Annotated in this window: 14 protein-coding genes; 2 read left to right on the plus strand and 12 right to left on the minus strand. The window is 38.9% G+C overall.

All coding sequences use genetic code 11. The annotated features are described in order from the left end of the window. Positions 1–3: 3 nt before the first annotated feature. From dnaJ to gpr, 8 genes are all read right to left on the minus strand, one after another. Entirely contained in the window at positions 4–1116 is a 1113-nt protein-coding gene (dnaJ, locus tag GY23_RS05315) for a molecular chaperone DnaJ (protein ID WP_075618129.1), read from the minus strand. A 121-nt stretch (positions 1117–1237) separates the two neighbouring features. Beyond that, the gene (gene dnaK / locus GY23_RS05320) at positions 1238–3061 is read right to left on the minus strand and encodes a molecular chaperone DnaK (RefSeq protein ID WP_075618130.1); all 1824 of its coding nucleotides are present in this window, start codon (positions 3059–3061) and stop codon (positions 1238–1240) included. A 33-nt stretch (positions 3062–3094) separates the two neighbouring features. Further along, positions 3095–3685: a nucleotide exchange factor GrpE gene (grpE, locus tag GY23_RS05325; protein ID WP_075618131.1), complete on the minus strand. Its 591-nt coding sequence runs from the start codon at positions 3683–3685 to the stop codon at positions 3095–3097. A 16-nt stretch (positions 3686–3701) separates the two neighbouring features. After that, entirely contained in the window at positions 3702–4736 is a 1035-nt protein-coding gene (gene hrcA, locus GY23_RS05330) for a heat-inducible transcriptional repressor HrcA (RefSeq protein ID WP_075618132.1), read from the minus strand. Between the two features lie 93 nt (positions 4737–4829). Then, complete coding sequence (hemW, locus tag GY23_RS05335; protein ID WP_075618133.1) at positions 4830–5969, minus strand: radical SAM family heme chaperone HemW; 1140 nt, start codon at positions 5967–5969, stop codon at positions 4830–4832. Positions 5970–6087: 118 nt separating this feature from the next. Continuing rightward, positions 6088–7911: a translation elongation factor 4 gene (lepA, locus tag GY23_RS05340; protein ID WP_075618134.1), complete on the minus strand. Its 1824-nt coding sequence runs from the start codon at positions 7909–7911 to the stop codon at positions 6088–6090. 62 nt (positions 7912–7973) lie between these two features. Beyond that, complete coding sequence (spoIIP, locus tag GY23_RS05345) at positions 7974–8801, minus strand: stage II sporulation protein P (RefSeq protein ID WP_075618135.1); 828 nt, start codon at positions 8799–8801, stop codon at positions 7974–7976. Positions 8802–8833: 32 nt separating this feature from the next. Continuing rightward, entirely contained in the window at positions 8834–9883 is a 1050-nt protein-coding gene (gene gpr, locus GY23_RS05350) for a GPR endopeptidase (protein ID WP_075618136.1), read from the minus strand. A 212-nt stretch (positions 9884–10095) separates the two neighbouring features. Between gpr and rpsT the strand changes: the two genes are divergently transcribed. Further along, positions 10096–10344, plus strand: a complete 249-nt coding sequence (gene rpsT / locus GY23_RS05355) for a 30S ribosomal protein S20 (protein WP_075618137.1) — start codon at positions 10096–10098, stop codon at positions 10342–10344. Positions 10345–10597: 253 nt separating this feature from the next. Here rpsT and holA read toward each other — a convergent pair whose 3' ends face one another. Next, positions 10598–11608 carry a DNA polymerase III subunit delta gene (gene holA, locus GY23_RS05360; protein ID WP_075618138.1) on the minus strand — a complete coding sequence of 337 codons (1011 nt, stop codon included), beginning with the start codon at positions 11606–11608 and terminating at the stop codon, positions 10598–10600. 166 nt (positions 11609–11774) lie between these two features. Here holA and GY23_RS05365 point away from each other — a divergent pair, with 166 nt between their 5' ends. Further along, a complete protein-coding gene (locus GY23_RS05365; protein WP_075618139.1) occupies positions 11775–11909 on the plus strand; it encodes a YqzM family protein in 135 nt (44 codons plus the stop codon). A gap of 157 nt (positions 11910–12066) precedes the next feature. Here the strand turns inward: GY23_RS05365 and GY23_RS05370 are convergent, their stop codons facing one another. From GY23_RS05370 to GY23_RS05380, 3 genes are all read right to left on the minus strand, one after another. Next, positions 12067–14322, minus strand: coding sequence for a DNA internalization-related competence protein ComEC/Rec2 (locus GY23_RS05370; protein ID WP_245827576.1), 2256 nt, complete (start codon positions 14320–14322; stop codon positions 12067–12069). 41 nt (positions 14323–14363) lie between these two features. Then, complete coding sequence (locus tag GY23_RS05375) at positions 14364–14945, minus strand: ComE operon protein 2 (protein ID WP_075618140.1); 582 nt, start codon at positions 14943–14945, stop codon at positions 14364–14366. A gap of 73 nt (positions 14946–15018) precedes the next feature. After that, positions 15019–15576 carry a helix-hairpin-helix domain-containing protein gene (locus GY23_RS05380; RefSeq protein WP_084543989.1) on the minus strand — a complete coding sequence of 186 codons (558 nt, stop codon included), beginning with the start codon at positions 15574–15576 and terminating at the stop codon, positions 15019–15021. Between the last annotated feature and the right edge of the window lie 53 nt (positions 15577–15629).

Below are 15629 nucleotides of genomic sequence, written 5' to 3' on the forward strand. Positions count from 1 at the left end.
TCCTTAGTCACCTTTTATCGTGCGTTTGATTTTATCGAATAATGAACTACCTTGTTCTTCTGGAATATCACCACTAATTTCGGCAAATTCGCGAAGTAGTTGTTTTTGTTTCTCGGTTAATTTACTTGGAGTAAGTACTTTCACCACTACATGTTGATCCCCAATTCCATAACCATGGACATTTTTTACACCTTTCCCTTTTAAGCGGAAAGTCGTCCCTGATTGTGTCCCAACAGGAATTTTTAGTTTTACTTTGCCATTTACAGTTGGCACTTCAATTTCGTCCCCAAGTGCAGCTTGTGGGAATGTTAACTTAAGTTCAAAGTAAATATCGTCGCCATCACGTTCAAAGTGATCATGCTGTCTAACGCGGAACACTACATACAGGTCACCAGCTGGTCCACCATTTTTACCAGGTTCACCTTGACCGGTTACGCGCAATTGTTGACCATCGTCTACTCCAGCAGGAATGGTCACTTTGATTTTTTTGCGTTTGTTCACAGTTCCTTGACCATGACAAGTCGCACATTTATCTTTTATTAGTTTTCCAGTACCTTGACAGTGATGACACGCACGTTGGTTGACCATTCGTCCGAATGGAGTATCTTGCGTCACTTTCACCTGACCAGTACCTTGACAATGGTGACATTTATCTGGAGTCGTACCAGGTTTCGCCCCATTCCCATGACAGGTATCACATGTTTCTTCTTTTGGAATTTCAATTTCCGTTTCTTTACCGAAAACAGCTTCAAGGAAATCGATTGTCATTGAATACTGCAGGTCTTCACCTTTACGTGGTGCATTTGGGTCACGACGACGTGAGCCTCCACCACCAAAGAATGAACTAAAGATATCGTCGAAACCAAATCCGTCAGCTCCGCCACCAAATCCTTGATTTGGATTAGCGTGTCCAAATTGATCATACTGAGCTTTCTTTTGATCATCGCTTAGGACTTCGTAAGCTTCTGCTATTTCTTTGAATTTATCCACAGCATTCGCATCTTTATTGATATCGGGATGATATTGTTTTGATAGTTTCCGATACGACTTTTTTATTTCTTCTTTAGAAGCACCTTTAGTTAAACCAAGTACCTCGTAATAATCTCGTTTATTCATTTTTCACCACTCCTGCTCAAACTTTCACACATAACTTTAATTGTACCACGCGATGATCTTCATTGCCAAAGACATTGAAAAAGCCAAAGCTGGAAGTCCAGACTTTGACTTTTCGATTGACTTACTTGTCGTCGTTTACTTCTTCAAATTCAGCGTCTACGACTCCATCGTCTTTTTTAGAACCTTCAGCACCTTCAGCTGCTTGTGCTTCAGCTGCTGCTTGTTCGTATAATTTCATTGTCAAAGCTTGAACGATTTCGTTTAGCTTGTCTTTTTTCGTACGAATATCTTCTAGGTTTCCAGCTTCAAGTGCCGCTTTCAACTCTTCTTTTGCATCTTCAGCTTGTTTTTTCTCTTCTTCAGATACTTTACCTTCAAGATCTTTTAATGTTTTTTCTGTCATAAAGACCATTTGATCCGCTTCATTTTTCAACTCAGCTTCTTCTTTGCGTGTTTTATCCGCTTCAGCATTCGCTTCAGCTTCTTTTACCATGCGGTCGATTTCTTCATCTGTTAATGAAGTGTTAGATTGAATCGTAATATTTTGCTCTTTTCCAGTACCGATATCTTTCGCTTTAACCGTTACAATCCCGTTTTTGTCGATATCGAAAGTTACTTCGATTTGTGGAACACCACGTGGTGCTGGCGGGATATCCGCTAATTGGAAGCGACCTAGTGTTTTGTTATCTGTTGCCATTGGACGTTCACCTTGAAGTACGTGAATGTCTACAGCTGGTTGGTTATCAGCAGCCGTTGAGAATGTTTGAGATTTAGATGTCGGAATTGTTGTGTTACGTTCAATTAATTTCGTGAACACGCTACCCATTGTTTCAATACCAAGTGATAGTGGTGTTACGTCTAAAAGAACAACGTCTTTAACGTCTCCAGTTAAAACGCCACCTTGAACTGCAGCACCCATTGCCACTACTTCATCAGGATTTACACCACGATGTGGGTCTTTCCCTGTTTCTTTTTTGATTGCATCTTGAACAGCAGGGATACGTGTTGATCCACCAACTAGAATAACTTTGTCGATTTGCGCAGATGTTAAACCAGCATCTTTCAAAGCTTGACGGGTAGGTACCATTGTTCGTTCCACTAATGAAGCTGTTAATTCGTCAAATTTCGCACGGCTTAACGTGATCTCCAAGTGAAGAGGTCCTGCTTCTCCAGCTGTAATGAAAGGCAATGAAACTTGAGTTGATGTTACACCTGAAAGATCTTTTTTAGCTTTTTCAGCAGCATCTTTCAAACGTTGATTTGCCATTTTGTCTTTAGATAAGTCGATGCCATTATCTTTTTTGAATTCAGCTACGAAATAATCCATTAATAATTGGTCAAAGTCATCTCCACCAAGACGGTTGTCACCAGCAGTTGAACGCACTTCGAATACGCCATCGCCAAGTTCTAAAATCGATACGTCAAACGTACCACCACCAAGGTCATAAACCAGGATTGTTTGATCTTCATCCATTTTATCTAAACCGTATGCAAGTGCTGCAGCAGTTGGTTCGTTAATAATACGTTCTACTTCAAGACCTGCAATACGTCCAGCGTCTTTTGTAGCTTGGCGTTCAGCATCATTGAAGTAAGCAGGAACTGTGATGACTGCTTTCGTCACTTTTTCACCTAAGTAATCTTCTGCGTAGCCTTTTAGATATTGAAGAATCATCGCAGAGACTTCTTGAGGTGTATATTCTTTATCTTCTGCTTTTACTTTGAAATCTGTACCCATATGGCGTTTAACAGACTGGATCGTGTTTGGGTTTGTAATTGACTGGCGTTTTGCTACTTCCCCTACTTGGCGTTCGCCATTTTTAAATGCAACAACAGATGGTGTTGTGCGGTTACCTTCTGGATTTGGAATTACTTTTGGTTCTCCACCTTCAAGAACTGATACACATGAATTTGTTGTTCCTAAGTCAATACCGATAATTTTACTCATTATTTATTTCCTCCTAGGCTAATTACAGTTTATTTATTCGTTTACTTTTACCATAGATGGTCGAAGTACGCGATCTTTATACTTGTACCCTTTTTGCAGCTCTTGCAACACTATACCCGATTCTTTCGAGTCATCGGAGTCTGTCATGACAGCTTGATGAATCGTAGGGTCAAATTCAACACCTTCAGCTTCAACCATTTGTAATCCTTCTTTTTCAGTGGCTTCAACAAGTGTTTTATAGACCATTTCTAACCCTTTGCGAAGGGATTGTGATTCTTCAGAAACTGTTTCAACTTCCATCGCTCGTGCAAAGTTATCAAGCACTGGTAGCAAGTTTGTCAACAAACCTTGTGACTTATATTTATCCGCAGCTTCACGGTCTAATTGAACACGACGTTTGAAGTTTTCATAGTCTGCCCGTAGACGTAAATGACGGTTTGTTTCTTCTTCTAATTGTTTTTGAACCAATTCAAGTTCACTTGGCTCTTCACTTACTACTTCTTCCTTTACTTGTTCAACTTCAGATTCCTTTTGCGCTTCTGCAGATTCTTGATTTACTGTGTTTACGTCAGATTCTTGATCTGCCGTGTTTACTACAGATTCTTTTTCTTCTGATTGAGACATTTTATATCCTCCTTCTTTATCGTGAACCACGTAAAATTCGAGTTAATTCACGAGATAAGTCGCCACTCATTACATCGAGTAATGTGACTACTCTTCGATAATCCATTCTAGTAGGACCAATAATTGCAATTGAACCCATTTGCTCTTCCCCTATTGTATAGGATGCTGTAATGACACTACAGTCTTCCATTTCCAATAAGGTATTTTCAGAACCAATCCGAATATGAATACCCGACTGATTCGGTGAAAACAACGTTGAAATTTGATTTGCTTGATCCATGATTGTGATTAAGCTACGTGCTTTTTGCATGTCGCTAAATTCAGGATGATGTAGCAGTTTGGATTTGCCGCCGTAAAATACTTTTTCTTCATGTGGGCTTGAAAGTGCAGCACCAAATGAAGTCATCAGTTCACTGTATCGACCAATATGTCTATTTAATAATGTGGTCGTTTCTTTTTCAAGAACCCGTTGAAGATCATGTAAGTATACACCGGTCAGCTGTTCGTTTAAAATATTGACCATTTTCTCGATGTCAGGTGCTGTAAGCCCCTCCGGTAATTGGAACAATCTATTTTCTACATGTCCAGAATCCGTAATAATGATCGCTACCGCAGAATCATTGGATAAGGGAACAATTGAAAATCGTTTGACTCGGTGTTTACCAACATCTGGTCCCAGCAATATAGACGTGTAAGTCGTTAATTCTGATAAAATCATTGCTGTTTTTTGAATCACTTGTTCCGTTTCTGTAATGCGTTCTTGAAAGATTGATTGAATTTGCTGCATGTCATCTGATGTAGCAAGCTGAGGCGTTAGTAAATGGTCAACATAAAATCGATACCCTTTTTCAGACGGAATTCGACCTGACGACGTATGCGTTTTTTCCAAATAACCTAAATCTTCAAGATCAGCCATATCATTGCGGATGGTAGCAGGACTAAATGGAACTTCCTCTTTTTTTGAAAGTTGCCTTGATCCTACCGGCTGAGCAGTCTGTATGAAGTCATCAACTGTTACCTGTAGAATGAGCAATTGCCGATTCGTTAACATGATTATCACCTCTGTTAGCACTCATCACTTGCGAGTGCTAATACTCATACATAAATTATCAAATTCATTGACGAAAGTCAACGAATTCGATGTTTATTCCATTAAAAATGATTGAAAAATTTCATTTCCAATAAATCTACCCTTTTTAGTTAAGGCTACTGCGTCATTTAGAACGACCATTGAACCACTAGTAATATGCTTTGAAATCTCTTGTTCATACACTTCTTCCATCGCGATACCAAACTTTTCTTTGAAATGTTTTTTGTTTACCCCATCCACTTTTCGTAACCCTAAAAACATTTCTTCTTCCATCTGTTCTTTGCGTGTTACTTCGTGCGTGTGGTTCAGAGGGAACTCTCCATCAGCCACTTGATCCATATACTTTTTAATTGGTCCGATATTTGAATAGCGGATTCCTTTTGCATAACCATGAGCACCTGCACCAAAACCAGCATACGACACATTATCCCAATACAAGTTATTATGTCTTGAATAATAACCTGGTTTTGCAAAATTACTGATTTCGTATTGCTGAATGCCATTCGAATCCATTTCACTCATCAACACTTCATACATATCAGCCTCTAAGTCTTCACCAGGCAAGATTAATTTGCCTTTCGTCATCAAGTTGTAAAACACGGTTTTCGGCTCGACAATGAGGGAGTATGCAGAGTAATGAGGGAGATTGAGTTCAAGTGCTTTCGCTAAAGTATCTTTCCACTGATCCATCGTTTGACCAGGCAACCCATACATTAAGTCAATGCTGATATTGCTAAAGCCGATATCTTTGGCCATTTGTATCGTTTCATAAACATGTTCGTTGGAATGAGTTCTGCCTAAGCGAGTCAATAAATCCTCGTCAAAACTTTGTACCCCTAAGCTCAGTCGATTAATTCCGTTGTCTTTCATCACGACTAATTTATCACGAGTTAATTCGTCTGGATTTGCTTCAGAAGTAAATTCCATTAGATGTTGTTGCGGGATGTGTTGCTTAATTAGCTCAAACAAACGTTGTAATTGCTCAGCGCTCAAGGCAGTTGGCGTTCCTCCACCAAGGAAAATCGTTTCAATATGTAATCGATCTTGATATTTTTCTATAAACATCTTCATTTCCATACCGAGTGCCTCAATATACTCATCAACGGGTTGATTCTTAAAGAAAACCTTATTGAAATCACAGTAATGGCAAATTTGATGACAGAAAGGAATGTGTATGTAAACTCCCTTGATCATGTTATTTCCTTCTTCCTTAGTGAGGTAGTCCGAAAAACTCCGAAATCCGTCATTTTTCGCGCAATTTATAGAAAAAAGGGGCCAACTAGTAGCCCCTTACCTCTTTCTTATATGTTAATCAATCTTCATCCATTTTAAGAACAGCCATGAAAGCTTCTTGTGGAACTTCTACAGATCCAACTTGCTTCATGCGTTTTTTACCTTCTTTTTGCTTATCAAGCAGTTTACGTTTACGAGAAATATCCCCACCGTAACATTTAGCAAGAACGTTTTTACGAATCGCGCTAATCGTAGAACGAGCGACAATTTTTTGTCCAATCGCTGCTTGAATCGGCACTTCAAATTGCTGTCTTGGAATTAATTTCTTTAATTTCTCGACAATGATTTTTCCGCGTTCATAAGCAAAGTCATTGTGAACAATGAAGCTTAACGCATCGACTTGTTCTGCATTAAGTAAAATATCCATTTTCACAAGTTTAGAAGGTTTATAACCGATCATTTCATAATCGAATGACGCATATCCTTTTGTTCCTGACTTCAATTGATCAAAGAAATCGTAAACTACTTCTGAAAGTGGTAATTCATAAATGATGCTGACACGTGTTTTGTCCAAATAATCCATGTTCATGAAGTTTCCACGTTTCTTCTGACAAAGTTCCATAACCACACCAACGTAATCGTTTGGTACCATAATTGTTGCCTTTACATAAGGTTCTTCGATTCGATCAATTTTTTGTGGTTCTGGCATCATAGAAGGGTTGTCCACTTTCATGATTTCGCCAGACGTCATATGAACATCATAAATTACACTTGGTGCTGTAGTGATTAAATCAATGTTGAATTCACGCTCAAGACGTTCTTGAATGATTTCCATATGCAGTAATCCTAAGAATCCGCATCGGTAACCAAATCCAAGAGCTTGAGATGATTCTGGCTCAAACTGAAGTGCCGCATCATTTAATTCAAGCTTTTCAAGTGCATCACGTAAGTCATTATATTTTGCTGTGTCAATTGGATACAATCCACAGTAGACCATTGGATTCAATCGACGATAACCTGGTAACGATTCGGTTGCTGGATTGATTGCACTTGTGATAGTATCACCCACCCGTGTATCTCCCACGTTTTTAATAGCAGCTGTCAAAAATCCTACGTCACCTACTGTTAATTCATCACGAAGTGTAGCTTTAGGTGTGAAAACACCCGCTTCAATCACTTCAAATTCTTTTCCTGTCGCCATCATGCGAATTTTATCTCCTGGACGGACCGTTCCTTCCATTATGCGAATATACGCGACAACTCCACGATAAGGATCGTAAAGTGAATCAAAAATCAGTGCTTTTAATGGCGCTTCCGGATCTCCCGTAGGTGCAGGGACTTTCTCCACGATTTGCTCTAAAATTTCCACGATTCCTATTCCTGCTTTTGCGGATGCAAGTACAGCTTCAGAAGCATCAAGTCCAATCACTTCTTCTATTTCAGCACGCACACGTTCTGGGTCAGCTGCTGGCAAATCAATTTTATTGATAACCGGCAGGATTTCTAACTCATTGTCCAATGCCAAATAAACGTTGGCCATCGTCTGCGCTTCAATACCTTGTGCTGCATCTACAACTAAAATGGCACCTTCACATGCCGCTAAACTTCTAGATACTTCATAAGTAAAATCGACGTGTCCAGGTGTGTCTATTAAATGTAGAGTATAATCTTCTCCATTTTTAGCTCTATAGTTCAGTTGCACGGCGTTTAATTTTATGGTTATACCACGTTCACGTTCTAAATCCATTGAATCGAGAAGTTGGGCTTTCATTTCTCTTGACGTCAATGCTTTCGTTTGTTCTAATATTCGATCGGCCAATGTTGATTTACCGTGATCGATATGGGCGATAATAGAAAAGTTTCGAATATTCTGTTGGCGTTTGTTACGTTCTTCTCGATTCATGCGTTGTCCACTCCTAATTAAACTATTTAGAATTATAGCAGTGAACACGCATTACTTCAATGTTAGGATGCATTTGTCTTTCCAAAAACGTTTGAAATCGCTTTTGTAAGGATGGCAATGGTCCGATTAACCTCTTCTTCCGTATTTTCAATACCGCCTAATTCAACTAATAACGAACTACTTGATAAATCCTGATTGTAAATGCCATTTCCATCATCATGAGTCTTTTTATAAACACCCTTGGAAATGGAGGGAACCATTCTATTCACTTCATCAGACACTGCTTTGGCAAAGGCTTCATTTAATTTATAGTTGGCATGTTCCGCTCCTACAACAAAGGTTAATTTTGCATATGTTGTACCGTCGGTTACAAGAGTTGTTCTGTCTTTTTTAAGGGAATCACGATGTAGATCAAGTATTACATCGTATTCTTTTTTACTCATTTGTTGAACCAATTGAGGACGGATTGTGGAATAGGCTCCCTTGATTTTCATTTGATTCATTTTATCGAATGACAAAACATCGACAGTATCTCCATTCAAGAGAAAATGCTGAGTAACAAGGTCACTTACATTGGATATATTATTAGTTGGATGATAATTAACCGCTTTTAATCCCAGTTCCTTTTCGACAATTGGTTGATAGGATTCCTGTATATGCGTGAAATACAATAAAACGTTAAGAGGTTTTTCATTTGTTTCCATAGATATTTCTTTAGTTTGTTCGTTCGTAATTTCTTTTGTCACATTCGCCGCATAGGCAACTGGACGTGTCTCCACTTGTTCATTTGTTGTTGTTCCAAAAGCTAGCATGGGGAGTTTAATCGTCAGTATAGGAAGTAAAAATAAAAAAAGATAGAAACTCATGACTTTCTGCAGTGTTTTGCGCATTCTTCACCCCTCCTCCTACAACGTACGTAGGATTAAGGAGTAGTAGAACTAAAAACATCATCTTGCAACCATTTTATAACGCTCGTTTGTATTAACTCTGCATGCCTCATCACCCATGCATCTGTTTCTTTTGGTGTTACAAATAATTGTTGATGATGTGGTGGTAATACCTCTTCAAGCAATCCTCTTATCTCATTGCTGGACCATCCTGCCCACTCACCGAAAATTGGTTTTATTGCTTCCACATTCACCGGTTCATCCGCACTTCTTAGCCACGGACCAACAGAAAGTGCAGATGATGGTTTTGATGATTCACTTATTTGATTAGAAATTACTTTAAAAACCGTTTCGATTGCCTCAACCACTAGCACTGGTGCATCCACGACCATCGGAACTCCGATTGCAGTTACAGGAACACCCAGCGATTCAAATGAAATTTCATTTCGCGAATTCCCAACGCCTGAACCTGGGTGAATACCCGTATTGGTAATTTGTACAGTCTTGCACAGACGATCTTGATTACGTGCCGCCAATGCATCTATCACGAGGATCAAATCTGGTTGAACACGTTCAGCAATCGCTTTTACAAATTCCCCAGTTTCTAGTCCGGTCTGACCCGTCACGCCTGGTGCATAGAAAACAAGATGACCAAATTCGATCGGCAATGTAAACATCTCTTCATGGAAACGATCAATCGCTAAAGGACCAATCGCATCGGGCGTGATTGTTCGATTTCCTAAGCCAATAACCAGAATTTTCGATTGTGGCGATAAGCTAATTTGTTGATGAATGTTTTGCAAAGAGACAATAAATTGTTGTTCAAGTTCCTTAAATCCATCGTTGTCTTCAGCTGTTAATGTAGGAACAGTTAATGTAATATACGTTCCTGCCTTTTTGCCAATGCTCTCGGCCCCACTTGCATCTGTTTCGATATGAGTTATATGAACACGGCCTCTTCTCTCTTCGTTCATTTGAATGCCGGGAGTTTCATGCAACGTATTTTTTTCTTTTTTCGTTCGATGTTGAACAACTTCTGTCGCTTCATCTAGTAAATCAGTACGCATTAGATTTCTTTGATCCATTTAATTTCACCTCAAGAAAAGTTTGCCCAAGGTGTCAAGTAAATATTCTTTGCTTGAATCTATTGCATTATAACTTGCAGTTTGTTAAAATAATGCTTGTTGTATTGAGAATTAAATCTAATACTTAAAGCAAACTGCGCCTTTTTGTTGCGCAAAGCTTAAACTCGAGAGTCTATGAATCTCGGACCTTATTAATGGAGGTGAATGACAAGATGCCAAACATCAAATCTGCAATCAAACGTGTAAAAACGAATGCTTCTGCTACAGCTCAAAACGCTCACTCTAAATCTACAATGCGTACAGCAGTTAAGAAAGCTGAAAACGCTTCTGCTAACAAAGAGGAAAACGCAAAAGAACTTTTAGTTTCTGCTATCAAACAAGTTGATAAAGCAGCTTCTAAAGGATTAATTCATAAAAACACTGCTGCTCGTAAAAAAGCTCAGTTAATGAAACAAGCATAATTATCAGGAAGGCCAGATTCGAACTTTGAATCTGGTCTTTCTTTTTGGGTTGAATAAATGGTGATTGTCGCAACTTTTCGAGATTAAGTTTCAACATTGAATGGGTTTGTCGCAACTTTCTATGATTAAGTCGCAACTCTTGCCGTTTTTGTTGCAACTTCGTTAGTTTAGCGCAACTCTTGGTCGATTCCCCCACCGCTTCCTTTAAAAATTGAAAAGACCTGATTCGCATCGTTTGCGATCAGGTCTTATTTCACAATTTATTCATTAAAAATAATTCAAGAATTCGTTCTCTTCTTCCGCTACTAGTTTTCAATTTGTAATCTGCTCCAGCAAGTCTATGTAGCGTTTCTAACAGCCGTTCTTCTTTAATTTGTTGACGACTCTCAACAATTAATTTCACACGATATGGATTTACTTTCAGTTGTTTCGCAATCGCTTGTGCGTGATACCCTTTCTTTTGGAGGTAGCGAACATTCGACATTAAGCGAATTTGAGAAGCAAGTAAGGCGGTTAACATGATTGGTTCTTCTTTTTGTCTTAACAAGTCATGGTAGACCGTCAATGCGGTCGTCGTATCCCCGCGTAAATACGCATTCAACAGTTGAAATGCATCTTGCTCCAACGTACGGGTCATCAATAGCTCTACGTCATCCTTCGTGATTTCCGATTCTTCTCCTACATAGGTCGCCATTTTATGTATTTCAGATTGCAATTGCACAAGATCTTGGCCCACTGTTTCAATTAATCGTGCGATTGCGTCATTGGTCATTGTTTTTTGCTCTTGTGCCACAGTTGACTTAACCCATACCACTAAGTCATTGCCTTCGAGTTGCTTGGCTACTAATAGCAGAGATTTCTCTTTCATCAACTTTGTCACTTTTTTACGTTCGTCCAATTTTTCATAAGGTGCAATAAAAACGGTAATCGCTGTTTCAGATGGATGCAGCACCCAACTTTCAAACGCTTTGATATCATGATCTATTTTTTCTTTACCTTTTTCCGTTACTTTTAGAAATGATGCATTTTTTGCGATGATTAATTTTCGATCAGTAAAGAAAGGAATGGTATCCGCTTCTTCGATGACATGCTGAACGGGAACTTCGTCTAAATCAAAAAGTAAGACATCGATTTCTCCTTCTTGAAGAAGTGCGTCTTTTAGCCGACGAATCGTTTCATCAAAAAAGTAATGTTCAGTCCCTACAAGTAAATAGATCGGGCTGAATTTCCCTTGTTGCATCTTATTCCATACGTTTGAAAACATAGTATACCTCCTAGTAACACATACATTTTTATTATACATGAAAATAAACAAACGTCGGTGTTTGAACAAAGTGTGTCTTTCATTTGAAATCCTTGAAAAAAACATGTTGTTTATAGATTTTTTTTAGGCAATACCTTATAATTAGTTTGAATTAGGAGGGGTAGCAATGCACGAATTTGAAAAGAATGTCCAATCCAAACGTAACGAAGTGATCGACGCAGGTGTTGGATTCGGTGTATCGTTTGTTTTCTTTGCAGCGATTTTCATCATTGCGACTGTAATTGACTTCATAACAAAATAAGTTATTAGAAAAACACAGCTCGCATCCACAGTGGTGCGAGCTGAAGTCTTTTCTTTTACTGATTTCCAAAGGAACTTCTATCTATTCTAATCAGTGCTAGAAAAACACAGATATCCTTAAAAATTATGATTTCTATTCAAATCGAGGAAGAGACTTTTCATTGTGAAGAGTCTCTTTTTCTTATGCCTTTATCCAACGTTGTGCGGATTGTCACTTCCTCTTTATGATAACTTACATGAACAGACCCCACGTCTGCCGTGGTCAATACAGGTAATAGATTGTCAGTATACCTTTTCACAACTTCTGGATTCGGATGACCATAGCGATTGTTTTTTCCCGCTGAAAAAACGCTGAGTTTCGGTTCAAGTCTTTTAAGAAATGGGTAAGAGCTCGATGTTTTGCTACCATGATGCCCCGCCTTTAATACTGTGATGTTTTGTAAACCTGGATACGCTTTCACGATATCTTCTTCCCCATCCTCTTCTAAGTCACCAGTAAACAACGCCGTAAACGACTGATGTTTCAAGAATAAAACCAGAGAATCATTATTTCCTTCGTAAACTATATCTTGAGGTGATACATAGGTAAATTGAGTTTCCCCAACTCGCCAACTTGTCCCTGCCACTTGTTCTTTTATTGAAACTTTTTGGTTTAAAGCAGTTTGAACTGCCAGTTGTAAAGTTGATTGATCGATTGCACCTGGCGTTACATGAATCTCTTCAACATTTATTTCTTCTAATATTTCTTCTGCCCCTTCAATATGATCGCTATCCGCATGGGTCCAAATGAACGTTGTAATATTGTTTATGCCACGTCCTTTTAAAAATGGCACAATCACTTCTCTACCGATTTCAAAAGGCGTGTTTGATTGCTTCCAGTGGTCTTGCTCGAAACGTAATAGCCCACCCGAATCTATGAGAATCACCCCCTGCTGATGTGGTAGTTCAATAACAGTCGCATCCCCTTGTCCTACATTCAAGAAAGTCACTTCAAGTGAAGCATCAAAATACGGGGTGATCATGATAATTACAACCGGAAAGCCTAAAGTTAGCATCAACTTTTTGAGAGATTGTTGCAGCTCCAATACTAAAAATGAGCAACCTACACCTATGTAAGCAATGATCAGTTGCCAACTCGATAGTTTACCGGGATTCCACAATTGAAATGGCCACGAAGCTATCTCTAATATACAGAGAGTTAATGCTGACCTTAACGGCTCATACAAGTAGAAGATCAGATCCGAAGCATATGGCATGATAAATGCTAGTAGAAATAAAAAGAGATTAATTGGCAGAATCACAACTGTATAGAGTGGAACGAATAGTAAGTTGACTATAAAAGAAGATAGAGATATCTCGTAAAAGTGGAAAAGAATGATGGGGGCAACCCCAATTTGACAAAGAAACGTAATCCAAAATGATTGTTTGATCATAGTCGTTTGAAGTTTTAAGAAGGGAGAAGAGAAAATCAAGGCCGCTGTTGCTCCATATGATAACTGGAAGCCGATTTGTAGCAAGACGCCAGGCTGCAATAAAATATACACCAAGATACTGATGGCAAAAGCATCTTCAAGTGCCAATCGTCGACGAAATTGCTGAGATATTAAAATAATCTCTACGACCCCAACTGCCCGCCATACGGAAGGTGCCCCACCAACTAGACAAGCATAGACAGGTAAACAGATTAGCAAGCACCATACGGCTACTTCTTTTCTGATTGTGAGTCTTAGCATGGATTGATAAAAGAGATACGTTAGAAAGGCTACATGCAACCCTGAGATCGCAAACAAATGCGTAATTCCTAATATTTGATAGGCCCTTGTCTCGTCTTGATTGACATCATCCCTTAACCCAAGCAGTAAGGCTTTTGCTTCTGCTTGGAGGGATAACGGAAAATGAGTCTCTATATGTTGTTCCATAAAAAAACGTTGCTTGGCAATCCAACCTAATATTCCGGTACGCTCTGAAACTTTTTGAAGCGTCGTGACCGAAAACATTCCGATTGCCGCATGACTGGTTAAATAGGTTTGCATATTAAAGGAATAATCATGAGCAGGTAGTGGTATTTCCTCCACATGACCATTCACTTTGAACTTGGAACCTGTTAATGATTGTTCTAAAAACACTTGCTTTTCCTGTTCCGATGTAAAGGTGTAGGTGATGTACCATTTTTCTTTTTCTTCAGATACCATAAATCCACGCAATTTTGACCCATTGATCGTATGAGTAGATGTCCAGGTTAAGATCTGTTCCTGCGTTGCTTCTTTAGCAACCGGAGATAGCTTGACTTCGGCATATAGATAGAAGCATATCCCTATTAGGATATAGCTCACGATAAAAACAGATGTGAATCGAATCCGAACAAACAACATTACGATGAACGTATGAATGATTAGTAGTTGAATTGAACCCAAAGCAGCACTTGCCGAGATTATCGCTGCAATTGATAAAAAAATTAAACGTTGGTTGAAATGGTTTTGCCAAATAATTCATTCACCTGCGCTTCATATGAAGCCAATTCTTCAGGCGGAACTCCATTCTCTCGCATTTTTTGAAGCATATCTAAATACAAAGTAATTTTACGGTCACTTAAGAAGTCGATTTTTCTTTCGTCAAATGGTACATGAACGACTTGGACATTTGCTTGCCTTAATAATTGAATCGCATATTCATTATTTTTGTAATTCTTTGCATAGTATAAACTTCGAATTCCAGATTGAATAATTGATTTGGTGCATGGCAAACAAGGAAAATGAGTGACATATAAATCGGCTTCATTTGTCGAAATGCCATATTTTGAACATTGAAGCAAGGCATTCATTTCTGCATGGATTGTCCGAACACAATGGTGATCTACAACGTAACATCCTTGATCAATACAATGGTCGCCTCCGGAGATGGATCCGTTGTAGCCGCCTGCCATAATTCTTTTATCGCGAACAATCGTTGCTCCTACCGCTAACCTTGTACATGTACTTCTTAATGCTAATAAATGGCTTTGTGCCATGAAGAATTGATCCCATGTTATTCGCTCCATAAAAACGCCCCCTGAATGTTAACTTTTTTATAGTTTAGTAGGTTCACGTTTCATTCGTCAATTGAATGTAGTTTTATTTTACCGAAATGAAATCTTTAATGTTGTTAAACGTTGAATCTCCGATACCCGTAACTTCTTTAATTTCCTCAATCGACTGAAATGATCCGTTTTCGTCTCGGTATGTAAGGATCGCCTTTGCCTTGGATGGACCAATACCTGAGAGCGTCATTAATGTCGTTTCATCTGCAGAATTAATATTAACAATTGTCGATTGAGATTCGTCTTTTGAAGGGTTTGAAGGACTTGAAGGAAATGGTATAGGTTCCTCCATTTCTCCGATGGTAGGAACATAGATCACCATCTCGTCTATTAATCTGGAAGCTAAATTCAAAGCTCTTTCTTCAGCTGTTGGCAATAGACCACCTGCCTGCTGAACTGCGTCAAGTACTCGACTGCCAATTGGTAAAGTATAGACTCCTGGCGTCTTTACTTGTCCTTTTACATCAACAATGACTGCTTCACTCTCTTTACTACTTGTTGGGTTTGTTTCGGTAGATTCTTCTGGTGGGATGGGTTTTGGGATAGGGTTTTGAATCGTTTCAAGCGTTCCGGAAATTGGGGGTTCCGGCATGTGGGAAAACGGGTCGAATACTAAAAATGAGACAAATAATCCTGCACTAATCA

This window comes from Paenisporosarcina indica, from assembly GCF_001939075.1.
In the GTDB taxonomy this organism is placed as follows: Bacteria; Bacillota; Bacilli; order Bacillales_A; family Planococcaceae; genus Paenisporosarcina; species Paenisporosarcina indica.

Excerpts from the sequence above, each read along its gene's own strand:
- spoIIP (WP_075618135.1), bottom strand. The coding sequence starts at position 8,801 with ATGCGCAAAACACTGCAGAAAGTCATGAGTTTCTATCTTTTTTTATTT.
- dnaK (WP_075618130.1), bottom strand. The coding sequence starts at position 3,061 with ATGAGTAAAATTATCGGTATTGACTTAGGAACAACAAATTCATGTGTA.
- gpr (WP_075618136.1), bottom strand. The coding sequence starts at position 9,883 with ATGGATCAAAGAAATCTAATGCGTACTGATTTACTAGATGAAGCGACA.
- rpsT (WP_075618137.1), top strand. The coding sequence starts at position 10,096 with ATGCCAAACATCAAATCTGCAATCAAACGTGTAAAAACGAATGCTTCT.
- GY23_RS05365 (WP_075618139.1), top strand. The coding sequence starts at position 11,775 with ATGCACGAATTTGAAAAGAATGTCCAATCCAAACGTAACGAAGTGATC.
- dnaJ (WP_075618129.1), bottom strand. The coding sequence starts at position 1,116 with ATGAATAAACGAGATTATTACGAGGTACTTGGTTTAACTAAAGGTGCT.
- holA (WP_075618138.1), bottom strand. The coding sequence starts at position 11,608 with ATGTTTTCAAACGTATGGAATAAGATGCAACAAGGGAAATTCAGCCCG.
- lepA (WP_075618134.1), bottom strand. The coding sequence starts at position 7,911 with ATGAATCGAGAAGAACGTAACAAACGCCAACAGAATATTCGAAACTTT.
- GY23_RS05375 (WP_075618140.1), bottom strand. The coding sequence starts at position 14,945 with ATGGAGCGAATAACATGGGATCAATTCTTCATGGCACAAAGCCATTTA.
- grpE (WP_075618131.1), bottom strand. The coding sequence starts at position 3,685 with ATGTCTCAATCAGAAGAAAAAGAATCTGTAGTAAACACGGCAGATCAA.
- hrcA (WP_075618132.1), bottom strand. The coding sequence starts at position 4,736 with ATGTTAACGAATCGGCAATTGCTCATTCTACAGGTAACAGTTGATGAC.
- hemW (WP_075618133.1), bottom strand. The coding sequence starts at position 5,969 with ATGATCAAGGGAGTTTACATACACATTCCTTTCTGTCATCAAATTTGC.
- GY23_RS05380 (WP_084543989.1), bottom strand. The coding sequence starts at position 15,576 with ATGCCGGAACCCCCAATTTCCGGAACGCTTGAAACGATTCAAAACCCT.